15 protein-coding genes are annotated in these 20008 nt (G+C 49.2%); 5 read left to right on the top strand and 10 right to left on the bottom strand.

The window, feature by feature from the left end; genetic code table 11:
* Positions 1 to 64 precede the first annotated feature (64 nt).
* Positions 65 to 1171, bottom strand: coding sequence for an ABC transporter ATP-binding protein (locus H6F90_RS08740; protein WP_190552025.1), 1107 nt, complete (start codon positions 1169 to 1171; stop codon positions 65 to 67).
* Positions 1172 to 1378: 207 nt separating this feature from the next.
* Here H6F90_RS08740 and H6F90_RS08735 point away from each other — a divergent pair, with 207 nt between their 5' ends.
* The 3 genes from H6F90_RS08735 to H6F90_RS08725 all read left to right on the top strand — a co-directional run bounded on the left by H6F90_RS08735 (position 1379) and on the right by H6F90_RS08725 (position 4822).
* A complete protein-coding gene (locus tag H6F90_RS08735; protein WP_199295801.1) occupies positions 1379 to 2164 on the top strand; it encodes a DUF3386 family protein in 786 nt (261 codons plus the stop codon).
* A 292-nt stretch (positions 2165 to 2456) separates the two neighbouring features.
* Positions 2457 to 4247: a translational GTPase TypA gene (typA, locus tag H6F90_RS08730; RefSeq protein WP_190439047.1), complete on the top strand. Its 1791-nt coding sequence runs from the start codon at positions 2457 to 2459 to the stop codon at positions 4245 to 4247.
* Positions 4248 to 4528: 281 nt separating this feature from the next.
* A complete protein-coding gene (locus tag H6F90_RS08725; protein ID WP_190439045.1) occupies positions 4529 to 4822 on the top strand; it encodes a DUF6679 family protein in 294 nt (97 codons plus the stop codon).
* A gap of 239 nt (positions 4823 to 5061) precedes the next feature.
* On the opposite strand, the gene H6F90_RS08720 is transcribed toward H6F90_RS08725, so the two are convergent.
* The 4 genes from H6F90_RS08720 to H6F90_RS08705 all read right to left on the bottom strand — a co-directional run bounded on the left by H6F90_RS08720 (position 5062) and on the right by H6F90_RS08705 (position 7914).
* On the bottom strand, positions 5062 to 6042 hold the full coding sequence (locus H6F90_RS08720) for a hypothetical protein (protein WP_190552023.1): 981 nt from the start codon (positions 6040 to 6042) through the stop codon (positions 5062 to 5064).
* Positions 6039 to 6509 (bottom strand): hypothetical protein, encoded by a 471-nt coding sequence (locus tag H6F90_RS08715; RefSeq protein WP_190552021.1) that lies wholly within the window; start codon positions 6507 to 6509, stop codon positions 6039 to 6041. The genes H6F90_RS08720 and H6F90_RS08715 overlap by 4 nt, the downstream gene beginning before the upstream one ends.
* Positions 6481 to 6876, bottom strand: coding sequence for a hypothetical protein (locus H6F90_RS08710; protein ID WP_190552018.1), 396 nt, complete (start codon positions 6874 to 6876; stop codon positions 6481 to 6483). Before H6F90_RS08710 ends, H6F90_RS08715 begins: the two co-directional genes overlap by 29 nt.
* Before the next feature lie 81 nt (positions 6877 to 6957).
* Complete coding sequence (locus H6F90_RS08705; protein ID WP_190552016.1) at positions 6958 to 7914, bottom strand: hypothetical protein; 957 nt, start codon at positions 7912 to 7914, stop codon at positions 6958 to 6960.
* Between the two features lie 349 nt (positions 7915 to 8263).
* Here H6F90_RS08705 and H6F90_RS08700 point away from each other — a divergent pair, with 349 nt between their 5' ends.
* Positions 8264 to 10540: a PAS domain S-box protein gene (locus H6F90_RS08700; RefSeq protein ID WP_190552013.1), complete on the top strand. Its 2277-nt coding sequence runs from the start codon at positions 8264 to 8266 to the stop codon at positions 10538 to 10540.
* Here H6F90_RS08700 and H6F90_RS08695 read toward each other — a convergent pair.
* The 4 genes from H6F90_RS08695 to surE form a co-directional block, all read right to left on the bottom strand.
* Positions 10537 to 11445, bottom strand: coding sequence for a MoxR family ATPase (locus tag H6F90_RS08695; protein WP_190439029.1), 909 nt, complete (start codon positions 11443 to 11445; stop codon positions 10537 to 10539). The two genes, H6F90_RS08700 and H6F90_RS08695, sit on opposite strands and share 4 nt — an antisense overlap.
* A 196-nt stretch (positions 11446 to 11641) precedes the next feature.
* Positions 11642 to 12694: a bifunctional riboflavin kinase/FAD synthetase gene (locus H6F90_RS08690; protein ID WP_190552011.1), complete on the bottom strand. Its 1053-nt coding sequence runs from the start codon at positions 12692 to 12694 to the stop codon at positions 11642 to 11644.
* A 78-nt stretch (positions 12695 to 12772) separates the two neighbouring features.
* Positions 12773 to 13684: an MBL fold metallo-hydrolase gene (locus H6F90_RS08685; protein WP_190552009.1), complete on the bottom strand. Its 912-nt coding sequence runs from the start codon at positions 13682 to 13684 to the stop codon at positions 12773 to 12775.
* Positions 13685 to 13923: 239 nt separating this feature from the next.
* Positions 13924 to 14736 carry a 5'/3'-nucleotidase SurE gene (gene surE, locus H6F90_RS08680; protein ID WP_190552007.1) on the bottom strand — a complete coding sequence of 271 codons (813 nt, stop codon included), beginning with the start codon at positions 14734 to 14736 and terminating at the stop codon, positions 13924 to 13926.
* Positions 14737 to 14976: 240 nt separating this feature from the next.
* On the opposite strand from surE, the gene pheS reads away from it, so the two are divergent.
* Positions 14977 to 15978 carry a phenylalanine--tRNA ligase subunit alpha gene (gene pheS, locus H6F90_RS08675; protein WP_190552005.1) on the top strand — a complete coding sequence of 334 codons (1002 nt, stop codon included), beginning with the start codon at positions 14977 to 14979 and terminating at the stop codon, positions 15976 to 15978.
* Positions 15979 to 16006: 28 nt separating this feature from the next.
* Here the strand turns inward: pheS and H6F90_RS08670 are convergent, their stop codons facing one another.
* Positions 16007 to 19666: an EAL domain-containing protein gene (locus H6F90_RS08670; protein WP_190552003.1), complete on the bottom strand. Its 3660-nt coding sequence runs from the start codon at positions 19664 to 19666 to the stop codon at positions 16007 to 16009.
* Positions 19667 to 20008: the final 342 nt, after the last annotated feature.

The raw sequence follows: 20008 nt of genomic DNA, 5'->3' as shown, positions 1-20008 counted from the left end.
TTGAAATCATTGTGCGGCTCAGTTTATTAATGGTCTAGTTGTTTAACTGGTTGAGTTAACTGGTTTAGCTGGTTGGATAGAGGCGATCGCCTGTAGCAGCATCAAAAATAAATAGTTGAGCGAAGTCGATTTGGAGGCTCAAGCGATCGCCCGGACGAACCCGAATATCCGGGCTCACTTGCAGGTTAATCACTTGGGCGTCTGAGCTGGTGGAGTAGGTCGGTAAAACTGCTCGGATCAAGATTTCTCGTCCGAGCGGTTCTACAATGCTCACTGCAACCGTGAAGTGTTGAGCCTCTGATGCAGACACCAGTTGTAAATGCTCTGGACGGATGCCTAGCTCGACCGACTGGCCTGGAGACAACGGCAAATTAGCTGTAATGGCGGAAGGGCAAGTAAGTGATTGGCCTGCTAGGTGAAAATCACCATTCTCGAAGGTTGCAGACAGGATGTTCATGGGTGGATTGCCCAGAAACGTCGCCACCATTCGATTAGTCGGGCGAGCATAAATAGTTTGGGGATCGCCAATTTGTTGAATGCGGCCTTGCTTTAGCACCACAATTTGGTCAGCCAACGTCATGGCTTCCACTTGATCGTGGGTGACATAGATCGTAGTGATGCCCAAGCGTTGATGAAGTTGCTTTAGTTCAGCCCGCGTGTCATCTCGCAACTGAGCATCCAAGTTAGAAAGCGGCTCATCAAGTAAAAAAACTTGCGGCTTACGAGCGATCGCGCGTCCCAATGCTACCCGTTGCTGTTGCCCGCCAGAGAGTTGTTTAGGTTTGCGATCGAGCAAGTGGGCAATATCCAGCGATCGCGCTACAGATTCGACTCGTTCTTGAATGGTTTGGGAGTCGGCTTTACGCATTTTCAGCCCAAAAGCCAGATTCTCCGCCACGCTCATGTGTGGGTATAGTGCATAGTTCTGAAACACCATTGCCACGTCGCGCTGACGAGCAGGCACTTGATTGACCAAGCGATCGCCAATGTAGAGATTGCCTGAAGTCGCTGACTCTAGCCCTGCGATCGTGCGTAGAATCGTAGACTTGCCACAACCCGACGGCCCCACCATCACCCAAAATTCACCATCAGGCACCTCAAAGGTGATGTCTGCGATCGCCACCGCCTCTTTAAATTGTCGAGTAATTCCCTCTAAGCGCACCTTTGCCATTGTCTGCCCAACTTTCCTCTTCGACTTGCCCCATTGCGATCGCACTTTAGCTCAAAATCACTTTTCAAAATCTACTTTGTTGAATCATGAGAAGTCTCGCTGAAACCCATCCCCTCCACTGTGTTTCTTCTGGATGATGCTTTTTAGTCACAGAGTTGTTTCCTTGTAAGTACTTCAGACCGTTCTTTAGCACTTAAAAACTGATTCATGATGCTGCGAAAATTAAAGCGCTTCTTCTTGGCATGGAGCGTTAGTTTGCTCCTGGCGATCGCCAGCTTTTCCTGGGTAGCTCCTGTTCAAGCTGGCCCAATGCCCATTGACGATCAAGGCCAGCCCAAAACTCAACTTTCAGCTCGCGATATTTTTCGGGACGCTTATGAACAGCGCTATACTTGGAACGAAAAATTTCCGGGGTATCAAGCGGAAGTTTCTTTAAAGTATGACGGGCAGTTGTATCACGGGTTAGCGCAGGTCAGTCCAGACTTCCAAGTTACCGTTAAAAATATGGATGACCCAGATGTGAGTCAGTTGGTTAAAAATCAATTGCAAATGGAGATCATTCATCGTAGGCAGATTGCTTTTGGCGATCGCCATGACCAGGATACTTATGCTCTCGACGGAACGGACAAAGACGGAGCGTTTGAAATCCAAGAAACGGGTGATAACGGCGAGTCTCGATACAAAGTCCGTGACAAAAAAATTGTCCAGGTGAATCGCACCCTTGGCAGCATGGCAGTGACGGTCGATAGCTTGGAGTTCATTACACCTGCTGGAGGCTACCTCACCGAGCACTTCCAAACCACTTTCCGCGATCCTAAAGGGAAAGAAGTGTTGCTGACCCAAGATGTCACCGATTCCCACGAGAAGATCGGCAATTATTATCTGCTGACCAATCGCACGATTCGTAGTTCTGATCCCAAACAACCAAAGCAACTAAACGAGGCGGACACTCTGATTCGGTTCAACAATATTCAGCCTTTGCGCCGAGCGTAGCAGTCTCTTAGAATAGAAGTAGAGCGAAACTCAAGATTTTCAGGGGTGATCCTAAGCGTTGAGAGCTGCGATCGCCCCTTGTCCAAGCATTTGGTGTCCAACCTCTCATAAAGGTGGGCGGCTTTCTCACCACGTCCTCACCTCAATAAAACTTTCATGCCTCAGTCGGGTAAGCTAGAATTATTACATCTTCTTTACAGGAAGATTTAAGCTTCTTGCGGGAAAAATTAATACAAGAAGCCTTGAATTTCTAGAATCCTAGCTCTTTATTCCTTAACGCTGGAACTCCTCTATGTCTCTCCCCATCCGCAATGTCGCCATCATTGCCCACGTTGACCACGGCAAAACTACCCTTGTCGATGCACTGCTCAAACAAGCTGGCACATTCCGTGAAGGAGAAGACGTTCCGGATTGCGTCATGGACTCCAACGACCTAGAGCGAGAGCGTGGCATTACCATTTTGTCGAAGAACACTGCGGTTCGCTACAAAGAAACCCTGATCAACATTGTTGACACCCCAGGCCACGCTGACTTTGGTGGTGAAGTCGAGCGAGTCCTCGGCATGGTGGATGGCTGTCTGCTGATTGTAGATGCCAACGAAGGCCCCATGCCCCAAACCCGCTTCGTGCTGAAGAAAGCCCTGGAAAAAGGCTTGCGCCCCATCGTACTAGTCAACAAAATCGACCGTCCACGGGCTGACCCCCATGCCGCAGTTGATAAAGTATTGGATCTGTTCCTAGAACTCGGTGCTGACGACGATCAGTGCGATTTCCCTTACCTGTTTGCTTCGGGTTTGGAAGGTTACGCCAAAGAAACCCTCGAAGAAGAAGGCGTAGACATGCAGCCTCTCTTCAATGCCTTCTTGCGTCACGTGCCACCTCCGGTTGGCGATGCCAGCAAGTCTTTGCAATTGCAAGTCACCACACTGGACTACTCTGAGTACGTGGGACGAATTGTAATTGGTAAGATTCACAACGGTACGATTCGCGTTGGGCAGCAAGCGGCACTGGTAACAGAGACGGGTGAGATCGTTAAGGCCAAAATCAGTAAGTTGATGGGCTTTGAAGGTCTGAAGCGGATTGATATCGAAGAAGCCACCGCAGGTAACCTCGTAGCAGTTGCGGGCTTTGCCAATGCCAACATCGGTGAAACCATTACTTGCCCCAACGAACCTCAAGCACTGCCGCTGATCAAGGTAGACGAACCTACCTTACAGATGACCTTCTCGGTCAACGATTCACCGTTTGCAGGTCAAGAAGGTAACTTCGTCACCTCTCGTCAGGTGCGCGATCGCCTGATGCGCGAACTAGAAACCAACGTAGCTCTCCGAGTCGAAGAAACCGACTCTCCCGATCGCTTCCTGGTTTCAGGTCGGGGTGAATTGCACCTCGGCATTTTGATCGAAACCATGCGTCGCGAAGGCTATGAGTTCCAAGTATCTCAGCCACAGGTAATTTACCGCGAAGTCAGCGGTCAACCCTGCGAGCCGTTTGAAAACTTGGTGCTTGACGTGCCTGAAGAAGCCGTCGGTAGCTGTATCGAGCGTTTGGGCCAGCGCCGAGCTGAAATGCAAAATATGATGGTCAGCCCCAACGGTCGCACCCAGCTAGAATTTGTAGTGCCCGCTCGTGGTTTGGTAGGCTTCCGGGGTGAGTTCATGCGTCTGACCCGTGGCGAAGGCATCATGAACCACAGCTTCCTCGATTATCGTCCTTTGGGTGGCGATATTGAAGCCCGCCGCAACGGAGTGCTAATTGCGTTTGAAGAAGGAACGGCTACCTTCTACGCCATGAAGAACGCAGAAGATCGGGGTTCATTCTTCATCACGCCAGGTACCAAGGTGTACAAGGGCATGATTGTGGGTGAGCACAACCGCCAGCAAGACCTAGACCTCAATATCTGTAAAAGCAAGCAGCTCACCAACCACCGAGCTTCAGGCGGTGAAGAATTGGTGCAGTTGCAAGCGCCGATCGATATGAGCTTAGAGCGGGCATTGGAATATATTGGTCCCGACGAATTGGTGGAAGTCACCCCCAAATCCATTCGGCTCCGTAAAGTCACCAAGAAGCTAGCCAAGCGCTAATTTCCAGGCGATCGCTAAACCAACCAAAATCCTTGAAAGGCGTGCAGTCATCTGTACGCCTTTTTTCTATGCAATAGTCAGAGAAAATATGATCAGGTAAGCTGCCTCCATGAATTTATATAAATAGGTAGATGCTAATTTACTAGATTACGTATTTTCTCGGTAACTTTAGGAACTAAGTTAGTGAATTCTATAGTCACGGTCAGAAATAGTTTTAACTGTCAGTAACCGAGAACGACGCTGAACAGCACCCCAGTTCACTACCAAGGAAAAGCCAATCTATGAGAGACAAGCTTCGAGAGCTTATTGGGCAGCCCAATGTTTGGCTCTGTCTCGGCGGTACGAATACTTGGATCAAAAACGTCCAAATTCTTGACGTCACGAACAAGACGGTTACGTTCCGTTACGAGGACGAAACCGAAAGAGAAAAGCGCCTCTGGGAAAAAACGACCCGGATTAAAAATATTACCGAAGTGGAAGTCAAACTAGTGGCCTATCCCAAGGACACTCAAAGAGTGGCTCACATTAGAGGGAAGCTCTCCAATCTTCTACAGCAAGAGCTAGAGCAAGAGTAAAAGAGCATTGCCTTCCAGTTTCTATATAGCTGGATTTATGCTGTGGAAAGTTCATGCTTGGGTTAGGGCTTGCCTGTCTCAGTTCCACCTCAGAGTATATTTCTGACTGAGCGATCGCGCTGACTTACAGATTTTCGATCGCTGTACAAACTCTCTAGAAAGCTATTAAAAAAGTCGAGGTAGGATCAATCCCCTCGACTTTTTGCATTGTTTGGAAGCTGCGGAAGGAGCTACAAACGTTACGGGTTCAAGTCTTGAAAAATAATTTGAGTCGCGACTTCTTCTGGAGTCGGAGGTGGTGCGGCGGCTACGGTTTCGGCTGGCTTGGGCGGTGTAGCGGCTGTTTCGGCTCTCTGGAATTGTTGTTGATGCAGGGCGATCGCGTTGGCAATGGCTTGCTGTCGCCGTTCTTGATCGCTAGAAATGCTGTAGACGTTGTTGCCTAGGCCAGGAGCATTCCACTGACCTGTATTTGGGTTCAGGAACGATCGCGTCCTAGCCCACAATACGGCTTCCGAACCGCGCAGACCCATTTTGTGAGCAGTTTCTAGCCAGTCAATATACCCGCCGCGATCGAGAGCCGCTAAGGGAGCTTGATTGGCTAAATCGATCGCGTTTAGTTCCTCTTCTAGCGTTAACTGCATGCCTTTAGCTGCCGCTTGCTGTCGGACCATCTTTGTTTGTTTGGCTAATCGCTTGAGCTGCTTTTCATCAGCTTCTTCGGGAGAACGAGCACCATGCTGGTAAGAAAAAGAGCCGAGATTCCAAACACCATTACCTGGATCGACGTGTCCGTAATAAGCACTGGTGCGATCGCCTGCGGGAGTTCGGGTACCTTCGGCGCTACCCACCGCTTTGGCGACTAAGGAATTGGCTCCCCCAGTAAACAAGCTAGCTGCATCTACAGGAGCTGATTGGGCCGCAGTGACAATGCTCGAAGCTGCTGCGGGAGGTTCTGCTTTAGGTGCTGGTTGGCTAGTCTGGGCTTCAGTCGTGGTTGTGGGGGGTGCCAGAGCAAAACTTAACTCACTGGAGTCTGCAAATTCCGCTGGAGGGCCGATCGCGATTGCAGGTTGCTCGGCGTGGTGCAGGACTGCGGGGGAGGATAACTGATTGGCGGAAAGGCTAAAGTCTAGGTTGGTATCATCTGCTTGTGCAGCCTGAGCTGTCCCCAGCGTAACCACAAGCAAGCTGGCCGCAACCAAAGGGTGTTGTTTCATGGTTGTTTAAGCGTTCGTTCTAGAATGTTGCGAGAAGGTTCTACGAAGGCCCAAGTCCCATTGGGTTGTTTGCGTAGAGCGGCAAATTGTAAATAATCTCCGCTGCCTAGAGGTTGGCCTTGCCGTACCTCTCCGAATCGAGGCTGCTTCAGTCCACATAGGCGAAATAGATAGGCAGGTACTTCATCGCTGGAAAACAACACACAGCTGCCTTGGTAAGGTTGAGTCAATCCGGTAAAAGGAGCGAACACGGTTTTGCCGCTAAGCGCGATCGAAATATCGCCCAGCCCTCCTGTGACCGAGTAGCCTGCGATCGCGCTGCCTGGTTGGAGTTCCCAGGTTTGGGCCAACTGGATTTTTTTAGGAATTAACTCTGTCGTTTGCTGCCGTGAGCATCCGAGGCGCAAGAGAACCAAAATGGCGATCGCCACGGCAAACCTAACGAAAACTAAACCGATACCCCGCATACTCATTGCCCTCGTACAAAATCACTAACCAAGTTTGCGGGTCAAACTCTAAAGGATAAGCTTCCCGCTCGGCATTCACACCCGCACGCACTTCTAGCTTGGGCAGCTTGCAGTAGGGAGCCTTAAGAATGCCCTGCACTTTGCTTTTCGGGTCACGCTCTGGAACGGTGAGGAGTCTGGCTAATTGTTCTCTAGAGAGGGCCGCCTTGGACTGCACAATTTCTTGACAAACTTCGCCATGATTTCTGGCTTTAACGGCTCCATGCAAATCTAGTAACAAACTAAGAACTGCAACCACAAATCCACCCAAGAGCAAGGGCTTGAACAGGGATTTCAGATCTGGCCTCTGAAAAGGATTGCGTTTCATCTCGCCTCCGGCACTGGTAACGGGTTAACTCTAGAACGTCGATTGCTTCTCACCACGCCACCTGACCTGTTATTTCAGGCATTAAAGTCGGCCTCCTAGCAGCAAACCAATGACAACCAACAACAACCGATAGCCCCAAACAGAGCTAACCGCTGACTTGAAAACAGCTTGATGAGTGGTTAACATGGCTACCCCTGCCACTAGCAGCACCACGGGAAACCAAAGAACGGGGTATATATGGATGAGCATTTGCAGTCCTACTCTCACGGCTGCGGCGATCGCTACCCACATCGCCGCGTCACTGAGTAGAGCAGGCATACCGATGGGTAGCTTGACGGCAGCACTGAGCCAACGACGCCCTTGGCGCAGCCAACGATAGCGCCGAATTGCCTTTAACTGTTTGTGGCGCATCTGAGGTTTAGTCGCTGTGGTAGCTGGTTCTACACAACGAGGACGGAGGCGATCGCTCGGTTTCCGCCGATGCCTCAGCCGTCGCAATAGCTGAGCGGTTGAAGCAGCATTTTGCTGAGATTGGGTTAGGCTGGCTTCTGGCGAATTGGCTAAACCAATATCCTGAGGAACCACTGCGATCGCCTGTTCAGACTGCGTTTGACTCAGAGTGACTGCATGGCTCGGCTTCTGGTCCGTGGTTTCAGGAGGCTCTAGGTAGGTTTTCTGAGTCATGGTTTTGAGCTGGGCCATCGCTGCTCTTAGCTCAGCAGATAACTGCTCAACCAGAACTGCTTGCGCCTCAATTTGCCTCGCTACATCCGCTGGTAAAGCTGGATCTGCATTCGATAACTTGGGTTTAATGTGCGAACTATACAGCGGATTGGATGAGGTTACAGTTGAGGGAGACATTTCGGCCAGAGGCGGCACAGATTCAACCCTCTGACTTTGGGATTTTTCGATCGCAGTAGCTCGGCTCACTGCATGAGCTAGCTGAATCATCCGACTCGCTGGGAGTGATGGAGATTGCTTCAGTTGGCTGCGTCCGGTCCAGGTTCTAGTTTTTCGAATGGGAGCAGGCTCTTTCATGGCACTAGGGGGTAGCTGACTGCACATTATTAGGATAAACGCTTTAATAGTACTTTTGTACTATTAAATGCCAAGAATATACTATAAAACCTGGGGCAATGTCAGCCGTATTTCAGCCTGCGATCGCTGTTTTTAGGAACTTTGGCCAGTAAAACCTATGGTTTCTAACCCTAAAACGGTTCTGAGTGCTGCTAAATACAGTACTGATGGTGACATTAGGCGCAAAATTAAGAGCATTCTTAACCCTGTGTGGAAAAACTATGCTTGATCAGTCGCAGATCCGCTTCTAGAACGGGAACCTTAGCTATAGCTTTCCTAACGTTGCTCCTGAGATTAAGTCACCAGCGCTATGTATGCTCAAGCCATCAAAATTCTGCTCGTAGAAGACAGTCTGACTGACGCGACCTTCTTACAAAAGATTTTGCAAATTGAAACCAGTGTTGCTGCTTGGGAAGTGGTGCATGTAACGCAACTGAGCGATACGCTCACCTATTTACGCGAAGACGAATGTGACGTCGTACTCCTAGATCTTTTCCTGCCCGACGAGCAAGGCTTGGCTACTCTACAACAAGTTCATGCCACTGCTCCCAATACCCCAATTGTGGTCTTGACAGGACTTGATGATGAAGCGATCGCGATTGAGACGCTGCGGCAAGGCGCTCAAGACTATCTCGTTAAGGGTCAAATCGAAGTTAATTTGTTGGTACGAGCAATTCGCTACGCCATTGAGCGCAGTCAAACTCTCAAGATTATGCAGCGGCAGTCAGCAGCCATTGAAGCCGCGAGTGATGGGGTGGCAATTCTCAATCAAGATGAGCAATTTATCTACCTCAACCAAGCCTACGCCGAGATCTATGGCTACGATAGCCCAGCGGAACTACTCGGCCAGACTTGGAGACTTGTCTACGATGACGATGACTTGAAAGGGATGGCTCGTCGCGCCGCTTTAGATTTACAAGCTAAAGGCTCTTGGCGGGGCGAGGTAATCGCTAAAAAGCAAGATGGTGAGAAGTTCTATCAAGAGCTGTCACTAACCGCGATCGACAAGGATGGTTTCATTTGCATCGTCCGAGATGTCACCGAGCGCAAGCGGGTAGAGGAAGCACTACAATTTACGCAGTTTACCGTGAACCATGCGGCGGAAGCCGTAATTTGGACTGGACCGGATGCTGGCTTTGTGTACGTCAATGAAGCAGCGTGCCAAATGCTGGGCTACTCCCAGAGCGAACTGCTAGTGATGACAATATTTGATATTGCCCCTGATGCCTCGCCTGAGAGTTGGCAAGAAGATTGGTCCCAGCTCAAGCAACAAGGCTCCTATACACTAGAGGCGTGGAACCGCCGTAAAGACGGGTATCTATTTCCGGTTGAAGTGACTCGGAACTACCTAGAATTTCGGGGCCGAGAGTATAACTGTGCCTTCATGCGCGACATTACCCAGCGCAAACAATTTGAACAAGCTTTGCGGGAGAGTGAACAGCGGTTTCGGTTGCTAGCCGAAAACTCAACCGATATGATTTCGCAGCACACCCCTGACGGTACGTTTCTCTACGTTTCGCCTGCCTGTCATACCCTTCTAGGGTATGAACCTGAAGAACTCTTAGGCAAATCTGCCTACGATTATCATCATCCGGATGATGTTGATGCCGTACGCCTCGTCCATACCAATATTCTAGAGCTGCCAGAAACTTACTCAGTGTCTTATCGTTTTCGGCATCAGCAAGGACATTACCTCTGGCTAGAATCTACCGCCAAAACCATTCGATCTTCAGAAACTCAAACCATTCAAGAAATCCAAATTTCTTCTCGTGATATTACCGAACGTAAGCGGGCAGAAGTTGATATTTATAACGCTCTAGCCAAGGAAAAAGAGCTGAGCCAGCTCAAGTCTAGTTTTGTCTCTATGGTTTCGCACGAATTCCGTAATCCACTTAGCGCGATCGTCCTATCGAGCGAATTACTAGAACGTTATACCCAAAAAGCGAGTGAAGAGCAGAAAACGAAATATTTCAAGCGAATTCATGCGGCTACAAAACGGATGACTGAGTTGCTGGATGAGGTTTTAATCATTGGTCGAGCCGAAGCGGGCCAACTGAAGTGCCAGCCGATGCCATTGTTATTAGAAGAATTCTGTCAAGAATTGGTAGATGAACTGCGCCTCAGTATCGGTCAACAGTACCAGCTCGTGTTCAATAGTACAGGCCAAGGTCATGCAACCGAGGCTTGTATGGATGAAAATTTGCTGCGGCATATCTTGGGGAATTTAATTTCTAATGCTGCTAAATACTCTCCTGCGAACAGCACGATTCACTTGAACTTGATTTACGAGAATGACCTTGTAGTTTTTCAGATCCAAGATCAAGGAATTGGGATTCCGGAAGAGGACCAACAACGGCTGTTTGACTCGTTTTATCGAGCCACTAATGTAGGAACAATTCCAGGAACAGGACTAGGGCTGGCGATCGTGAAGAAATGTGTAGATGCTCATCACGGTCAAGTTGAGGTCACCAGTCAATTAAATGCAGGAACCAAGTTTACTGTAACGTTGCCGCTACATAGCTCAGCACCTGCCTGCACAATTCCTTTGGATATCCCAGAGTTTGATCAGGCCCCAGATTTAGCCTAAGGAATGGAAATAGAGTAAAGTAAGCGATCGACGATCGCCCGTCCTCGTTGACCCCTAGCAGGAATGATGCGATGTGACAGGACGTAGGGGGCCAAAAACTTAACATCGTCAGGAATCACATAATCACGGTCATCTAGAAAGGCTAGAGCTTGTGCGGCCCGTTGCAGGGCGACAGTTCCCCGTGGACTTACCCCCAAAGTAATTTCCTCATCTTCGCGGGTCGCTCGTACCAAGTTCAAAATGTATTGCTGCAAAGAAGGCTCTACTTTGACCGCAGAACATAACCGTCGTAACTCCTGAATATCTTCTAGCGATAAACAAGGTTGCAATTCGTTGACGCTAACTCCAGATTGCAAGCGTTGTAGCATCTGCAATTCTTCTTGTTCACTCGGATAACCCAGGGTCAGGGAGAGGGCAAAGCGGTCCATCTGGGCTTCGGGGAGTGGAAATGTACCTTGGTACTCAACTGGGTTTTGGGTAGCAATGACAAAAAACGGGCTAGGAACAGGCCGAGAAGTCCCATCTACTGTCACCTGCCGTTCTTCCATGACTTCTAGTAGCGCTGACTGAGTACGTGGCGTGGCCCGGTTAATTTCGTCAGTGAGTAGCACGTTCGCAAAGACAGGTCCTGGCAGAAACTCAAATTCACCAGAGCGGGGATTCCAAATATTAGTGCCTGTGACATCGCTGGGCAACAAATCCGGGGTGCATTGCAAGCGCTGAAATTTGCCGTCAATGGAGCGAGCTAAAGACTTAGCCAGCAGGGTTTTACCCACCCCCGGAACATCCTCTAGCAAGGCATGACCTCCAGAAATGAGCGCGACTAAAACTAATCGGATGGCTTCGGCTTTCCCGACAATCGTCTGACTGAGATTTTGAGTTAGCCGTTCGATACGCTCTCGCATGACTGGTTGTTGCTCCCTAAGGATGACCCTTGATTGATCATGTCAGGATTTTCCCTAAGTGAGGATGGGAAGTTTACTGGATTTACTGCCTCAATGCTCACTCAGGGCTGATCGATAGACGTTGGCGCTCAGAGATTGGCTTAGGCACTCGCCTTAAAACTGAGTTTTAAAAGCCTAGGTCTTAGAAGTTTAGGTTCTAAACACTTGGTGCAGTAGCCAAGAGCGATCGCGCTGATAAGCAATCTGCTTGAATCTGAGTCTTTAGCGCCTCTAAGGAAGCAAACTTTTGCTCCGGACGTAAAAAGTGCTTCAAGCTGACGATCAACGTCTGTTCATATAAATCCCCGTCCCAATCTAACAAATGGATTTCGACAGTGCGACTAATGCCATTCACTGTAGGACGGTGACCAATATTCATCACTGCTGAGCAAGGGGTCTGTAGGCCGCTCAAGGTGGAGCTTTGAACCTGCACCGCATAGACGCCGTGGCTGGGAAGAAATTTTTCGGGTGGTAGTTGAAGGTTAGCGGTGGGAAATCCAATCGTTCTGCCCAATTGCTGCCCCCATACAACCTGACCCATCAAGCTGTAGGGCCGCCCCAAGAGGCGATTGGCTCGTTGCAGATCTCCGGCTTGCAAAGCTGTACGAATATTAGAACTGCTGATTCGCTCGTCTGTACAGGTGCATAGTGGCACCGTACTAACTGCAATGCCATACGTGGCGGCGATCGCTTGTAAATCTGCGGCAGTTCCAGCGCGTTGCCGTCCGAAGCGAAAGTCAACTCCCACACTAATTTGTTGGGCCTGGAGGCGTTGGACCAGAATTTCTTCGACGAATGCTTGGGGGCTTAAATCTGCTAACTCGCGATCGAACGGTAGTAGTACAAGCTGACGAACCCCCATTGCCTGGAGTTGCAAAACCTTCTCGTTTAGGGTAGTCAGCAAAGCTCTGGGTTGCCCAGAAAAGAATTCTTGAGGGTGGGGATTGAAGGTGACGACTGTGGGGTAAGGCAGTTCAGAATTGGTTCCCGCCGCGATCGCTGCGTTAGGACTGAGCAGCAGACTCTCGTTCGGCTCATGGGTCGTAAACAAATCATCCTTAAAAAAGGAAGTTGTGAGTGGCTGAACGGATGCAACGGAATTTAAGACAGGCTGAATGACCTGCCGATGCCCTCGATGAACGCCATCAAAATTTCCTAGGGCAACAGCGGTTGGTGTTAAAACGGATGTTAGCGAAGAAGTAACCCACACGCTTTACATTTTTACACGTAGCGAGAGCTTGTGAACGCAAAGATTTAGCTGGTTTCAGTGATCTCGCAGTAGAGGCCGTTAAGCGGAGGCAGAAATGGTTGCTTCGGCGACTGATTCTGGTTCTAACTCTGCTTCGGGCAACGTAACCGCAGTGGTGATCTGAATTGATAAGCCTTCCCAAGCCATGAGACTATTCGGAAAAACTCGTGCGACCTGTTCGCCCACCTGATCAAGGAAATCATCGCTGTGGACTGGGTCGTGGTGGAAGATGACCAGCTTTTTGACGCCTGCTGCTTTGGCAATTTTGACGGCTTCTTGCCAAGTGGAATGGCCCCAACCGACTTTACTCGTCTTGGGTGAGTGGTATTCTTCGTCGGTATAAGTGGCGTCGTAAATCAGAACATCCGCTTCTCTAGCCAACCAGAGTACATTCTCATCTAAGCGGTCTGGAAAATGCTCCGTATCGGTGACGTAAGCGACTGCATGATCTTTCCAAGAAACCCGATAACCAATGGCTTCCCCAGGGTGATTGAGCGACGCATTTTCGATCGTAATATCGTCGATTTGCAGAGGCTGACCAACGTCAATGCTTTGAAAATCAAGCTCCGCTCCCATCACTTGTAATGGCACTGGAAAGTTGGGATGCAACATTTGATCATTCAAGCGCTGCTCCACATCTGAGCCATTTGGGGCGATCGCTCCATAGATATGAAAGCGATTGCCTTTAATAAAGGCAGGGGTAAAGAACGGAAAGCCCTGAATATGGTCCCAATGGGAGTGCGTAAAAAACATGTAGGCTTCTACAGGCATAGCGGATAACATGCTTTGCCCTAGAACCCGGAGGCCAGTGCCGCCATCAAAAATCAAGCGCTGACCATTGATGCGCATTTCAACGCAAGGTGTATTGCCGCCGTAACGAACCGTTTCAGATCCAGGGCAAGCAATACTGCCCCTGACTCCCCAAAAATTAACTGTAAATTGGTTGTGCATGCTCTAGCTGAACTTGATTGCCGATTAATGCGGAGTCCTCTCACGCCCGATGGCTCACTAACCCTCACCCTGGATACTGCGAACAGTGAAATCTATAAATAATTTAGTTTGGAGAAACTCCCTATGATTCCAACTTAATCAAAATTGTTCCCTCTGGTAGTGATCGAAGCCCTATTTTTAAGAGATTCTCAGCACTTAACTCAGAACTTTGAACCGCAAGTAGCTTTTTATTTCTGCTGTTAAAGCGATGGGTAGTCCGGGAAATTTAGTTGCCACTTCTGTAAATTGGTGAGCCCGTCTACAGAAGTTAAGTTGTACTGGAGGGGCGTAACAGTAATGTAATTGTTCCGAATGGCTTGCACATCCGTAATTGCTTCGTTGCCCTCCTTGAGATCGACTTCATCCGTGACATCCTCCAGCAACTCACCCGCCAACCAGTAATAAGTTTTGCCTCTAGGGTCTAGGCGTTTCTGAAAAATGTCTGTGTAACGGCGAACTCCTTGGCGAGTGATGGCAACACCCATAATGTCTGGTTGCGTGACTGCGGGTATGTTCACGTTGAGCAGGACAAGCTTGGGCAAAGGGTGTTGAGTCAGTTGGGTTAATAAGGTTTGGGCGAAGCGTACAGCTGGTTGAAATTCTCTACAGCTGAAGCTGGTTAAGCTAAAGGCAATGCTAGGAATTCCTTCGAGCACCCCTTCCATAGCTGCTGAGACTGTGCCTGAGTAGAGCACATCAGTGCCAAGATTAGAGCCGTGATTAATGCCGGAGAGCACAAAATCTGGTGGATGGTCCAGGAGGGCTCCTAAAGCCAACTTAACACAATCTGAAGGGGTGCCCGAACAAGCCCAAGCTTTAATGCTGGGATGAAAGACTGATTCAACTTCTTCTGCTCGGATGGGGCTATGCAAAGTTAAGCCGTGGCCTGTAGCCGATCGCTCTCGATCGGGGCAAACGACTGTGACTTCATGACCTGCCTCAGCCATCCCATTCGCTAGGCTACGAATGCCGAGGGCATAAATGCCATCGTCGTTACTAACAAGGAGTCTCATAGAGTAATTCGACGCAATAGTATGTCAATGGTCTACCAGACTTTGATTGTGCCTGACATCGCAGATTGTGCAACTGCAATGACGAGCCGAAGAGATGATTCTGACGATCGGTTGACGAAACACTACCTGGGAAAACCTTGTCCAAAACAGAACGCTAGCCTCTAAACTGGCATTATGTAGAGCAACGTTTCACGGGTAAGCGCTGCGCTCAAGATTATTGTTTTACGAACAACCCCTAGCATGACTCATCAGACTAGCGATCTGGAAGCCCAATTAGATGCGCTGCGCCAAGAAGCGCAACAGGCGATCGCCACTGCCGAAACTCTGGATCAATTAGATCAACTCCGTGTCAAGTACCTGGGGAAAAAAGGCCAACTCTCCCAAGCCCTCGGGGGGATGGGTAAGTTACCACCTGAGGAGCGTCCTCGGATTGGGGCTTTGACCAATGAAGTCAAAGAAGCTTTGCAAAACGATTTAGACACTAAGCGCACAGCACTGCAAGCAGCTCAGATTCAAGCCCAATTGGAAGCTGAAACTCTGGATGTGACGATGCCAGGGATGTATCGGCCTCAAGGGCGAATGCACCCGCTGAATAGCACGATTGACCGCGCCTTAGATATTTTTATGGGTTTGGGCTACACCGTGGCTCAAGGCCCAGAGATGGAAACAGACTACTACAACTTTGAAGCTCTGAACTTCCAGCCAGACCATCCCGCTCGGGATATGCAGGATACGCTGTATTTGACGGATGGGAATTTGTTGCGGACCCACACCTCGACGGTGCAAATTCGCTACATGGAAGAAAACGACCCCCCCATCCGCGTGGCAGTGCCGGGGCGGGTGTATCGTCGTGACACAGTAGACGCAACTCACTCTGCCGTCTTCCACCAAATTGAAATTCTGGCAGTGGATGAAGGACTAACTTTCTCGGATCTCCGAGGCACAATTAAGGTTTTTCTAGAAGCCATGTTTGGCGATGTGCCCATCCGTTTTCGTCCCAGTTTCTTCCCCTTTACCGAACCTTCGGCAGAAGTAGATGTGCAGTGGAAAGGTCGCTGGTTAGAAGTTCTGGGTTGTGGGATGGTTGACCCTAACGTGCTCAAAGCTGTCGGTTATGATCCGGAAGTTTACACGGGTTTTGCGGCTGGCTTTGGGGTGGAGCGTTTAGCGATGGTACTGCACCAGATTGACGATATCCGGCGGCTTTACAACAGCGATCTGCGATTTTTACGCCAGTTCTAGCTAGATAGGGATCGTTAAACTCAGCGCTTTAAACTTGAGCAGTAACTCGATCTTGCGAAATCATTGGAGGTGGACATTGCAGCCGATGGTTTCGCAAGAAGACTGTGGCTTCTGAGACTGCTAAGGGAGCACTGAGCAAGTAACCCTGGATGGTCTGGCACTGTAGCGATCGCAACCGTTCCAGTTGAGCTTGAGTTTCGACTCCCTCGGCAATTACATTAAGATTTAGCCCCTGCCCTAAAGCAATTACCGCACTGACAATGGCAGCATCCTGGGGACTAAGCGATAAATCTCGAATGAAAGACTGATCAATTTTGAGTGTATGGAGGGGAAATTTCTTCAGATACCCTAATGAAGAGTAACCCGCGCCAAAGTCATCCATCGCCAGGGAAACTCCCATTTTGTTTAAGTCATGCAAAACTTCACAGGTAGAGTCGGCATTTTGCATGACGGTCGTTTCAGTAATCTCAAGTTCTAAGAATTCTGGCCCAAGCTCAGTTTCGGCGAGAGTGCGAGCGACGATTCCGACCAGTTCAGGTTGTTGAAATTGCCGCGCTGATAGGTTGACAGAAACCCGCGATCGCATGAAGCCTGCCTGATGCCATTGCTTCGCTTGCTGACAAGCGGTTCGCAGCACCCACTCTCCAATGGCAACGATTAAACCATTTTCTTCGGCCAGTGGAATAAATGCTTTCGGGTCTAGTAACCCCAGTTCTGGATGTTGCCACCGCACCAAAGCTTCCATGCAAGTAATTTGCTGGCTGGTTAGGTTGATTTGCGGTTGGTAGTAGACTACAAACTCCCCTCGTTCTAGGGCATGGTGGAGATTGCTTTCTAGCTCCAACCGAGCCGATGCCTGAGCGTTAAGAGCCGCAGTATAGAACTGGTAGTTGTTTCGTCCTTGGGCTTTGGCTTGATAAAGGGCAGCATCGGCGTTTCTTAAGAGTGTAGGAACGTCTTCGCCATCTTGCGGATACAAGGCGATGCCAATGCTGCTAGTGATGTATAGCTCATGTCCCTCTAGGGTAAAAGCAGGTCTAAGGGCTTCTAACACCCGTCGGGCAATTCTGCTGGCGTCTTCAGGACAGTTCAAATCTGGCAGTAGCAGCGTAAATTCATCACCGCCCCAACGAGCCACAATATCTTCCTCGCGTAGACAACTGGCAATGCGCTGCGCCGACAACTGCAAAAGCTGATCTCCTACCGCATGCCCTAGAGTGTCGTTGATTGCCTTGAAGCGATCCAAATCCAGAAACATCACAGCTACGTTTTTGTCGCTGCACCGCGCTTGCGTGAGTGATGGCAATAACCAGTTGTTGAAGCAAATGCGATTGGGTAGCCCAGTCAGTAAGTCGTGAAAGGCTTGATAACGAATTGTGGCCGCTGCTTGCTCTCGCTTCAAAGCTCCGCCAATACTGGCAGCCATTGCAATCAAAATGGATTCTTCGCTCTTCGACCAGCAGCGCTCTGTCGTACAGTCATCAAAGCCGATGTAACCCCAAAAGTGCTGATCAATCAGAATTGGTACCATTAAAATCGCCAAAATTCGATCCCGCTCTAAGAGGTTCTGCTCCACTAGAGGAAAATCACGAGTAATCCCACTAATCGATTGGCCTGTAGATAAAGCTTCGTACCAGCGACTAAGACCAGATTCCCGGTAAGGCTGATTTTGCCAATAGGCTTGGTGAATCGTCGGAGCGATCGCCTCGTGAGTCCATTCAAATCGCATACTCATCGCCAACTCAGCGGTAATGGGATGCGGATGATTTTCATAGATATAAACGCGATCAACTCCTGCTGCCGTGCCTAGAGTTGCTAGTGCTGCTGCGATCGCGGCGTCGCAGTTAGGATTGGTCAATAGGTGCTGAGTCGCTTCTGCCACGCCTTGCAGCAGACTTTCTCGCTTGTGTAGTTCTGCCTCTGCTTGTTTGCGAGCACTGATATCTTCAACCGTTCCTTCGTAGCCAATGAGTTGGCCTTGGTCATCCCGAATGGTTCGAGCATTCTCGGAAATCCAAATAATTGTGCCGTCCTTGCGGTAGATCTGAGACTCAAATCCCCACACAGCTTCTTGAGTTTGAATCCGCTGCATGAATTCAGCTCGACTGCTGGGATCGACATAAAGTTGATGCTGGATATCCGTCAAGGTGACCATCAACTCTTCTGAGGAATCGTAGCCATAAATCTTTGCCAGCATCGGGTTGGCAGTTAAATATTGCCCATTCGTTGTGGTCTGAAAAATACCTTCAACTGCGTTTTCAAAAATACTGCGATACTTTGCTTCGGCTTGCCGTAGGGCTTCCTCAGCTTGCTTGCGCTCAGTAATATCTTTGACTGCTCCTAAAATTCGTACGACTCGTTGTTGCTCAGCATCCCATTCTGGTCGAGCATAATCACGTAGCCAACAAATCGCGCCCGCTTTATTCACAATGCGATATTCCAGAATACTAGGCTGATTAGCTGAGATCTGCTGGGCAAAAGGGTAGGTCAAGGCTAAATCTTCTGGGTGAATCAAGCTGACCCAACCGCCCAAAGCATTTATCTCATCCAGCGTGTAGTCAGTGATGCGATAAAAGGCTTCAGTGGCCCATTCAGTCACCAATTCGCCGTCCGGTTCAATCCGGACTGAGTAAACATAGTCAGAGGCCATGCCCGAAATAGCCCGATGTCGTGCTTCACTCTCCCGCAGACATTGCTCGGCTTGTTTGCGCTCTGTAATGTCTTCCATCAGACCCAAGAGTCCAATGACTTGATCCTCTGCGTTATGAATGGGCAATTTATTCACATGCATCCAGACCTGGCGGCCATCTTGATGCTGCTTAGATTCAACAATGTCTAGCTCTGGGACTCCAGTCGCAATAATGCGTCGGTCTTGCTCCAAATAATACTCAATCTCTGGTGGTGTCCAAGGCAGTTGGTCGTCAGTCTTGCCAATTGCCGCGGCGGGTTGGGTCAGACCTGCCAACTCTGCCCAACTCTTATTGCAGCCTAGATAAACAGATTGAGTATCCTTCCAAAAAATGTACTGAGGAATGTTGTCTAGAACGAGCCGCAAAAACTCTTGTTGCTCTTTCAAGGCTCTTTCGGCTCGCTTAAGTTGCAAGATTGCACCTAACTGAGCAGTTACAGCAGTCACCAATTCCACTAGGCGCTGGTCTTCGGAGCAAGCTTCAAACATAAAGAAGATCAAGACCGCAACCACTTCCCCTCTCGCCAAAATAGGCATTGCCAGCCCTGCTTTGAGCTTTGCCTCCAGAGCAATTTCAGTCCTCAAAAAGCTCGTTGAGGCTTCCTGAGACACATCTTGAATCCATTCTGGTTTCTGCTTAGCCCAAACCCGCCCAGGCAAACCTACTCCTGGCTGGAAATGTATCGCTTGACTCAGTGCTCTAAATTTATCCAGTGAAGTGGATTCGCTATACCAAGCCGAGCTACATTCCAATCTGGTTTGAGTGGGATCGGGGAGCCACGCTTCTCCATATCTCCACCCTGTGGCTTCGCATACCTGTTGGAGTGCCACCTGTAAAGCCGTTGCTAAATCTGGAGATTCACTAATGGCTAACGAAAGGGTTTGTAGAAGTTTAGCTTCTGCCTCAACCTGGTGGAGTTGGAAATTTGACTTGGTCAGGCTCTGACTTGCATCCACAGAATTTTGTTGCTCAACCATGTCTTTAGAAGTGCTGTTCACTGCCAGAGTTGGAATGCCCGAACCAAGAAAATTAGGATAAGTGTAATTTTTTTTACCTACCCTACTCCTATTCAAACGGGAAGATTTAGACTTGTCAGCAACAAACTACACAAAACATCGGCTGCAAACCGTTTCAATTGCAGCTTTCAGTTGAACAAGAAGTAATATCGTTATATTTTTTTAGGAATCTCTAATAAAGCTTGAACTCTGTTAAGTCAGGTTTTGATGACATGAGGCATTTGGCAAGATGAACCGCGATCGCCCCCACCCAGCTTGTCTCAATCTCAGCAAAAAGGCACCCACCTACTGAAAGGAAGATGCCTCTTGATTGTAAACACTAAC

It is taken from the genome of Trichocoleus sp. FACHB-591, assembly GCF_014695845.1.
Lineage (GTDB): Bacteria > Cyanobacteriota > Cyanobacteriia > FACHB-46 > FACHB-46 > Trichocoleus.
This window is presented reverse-complemented; position numbering and strand designations above follow the sequence as displayed.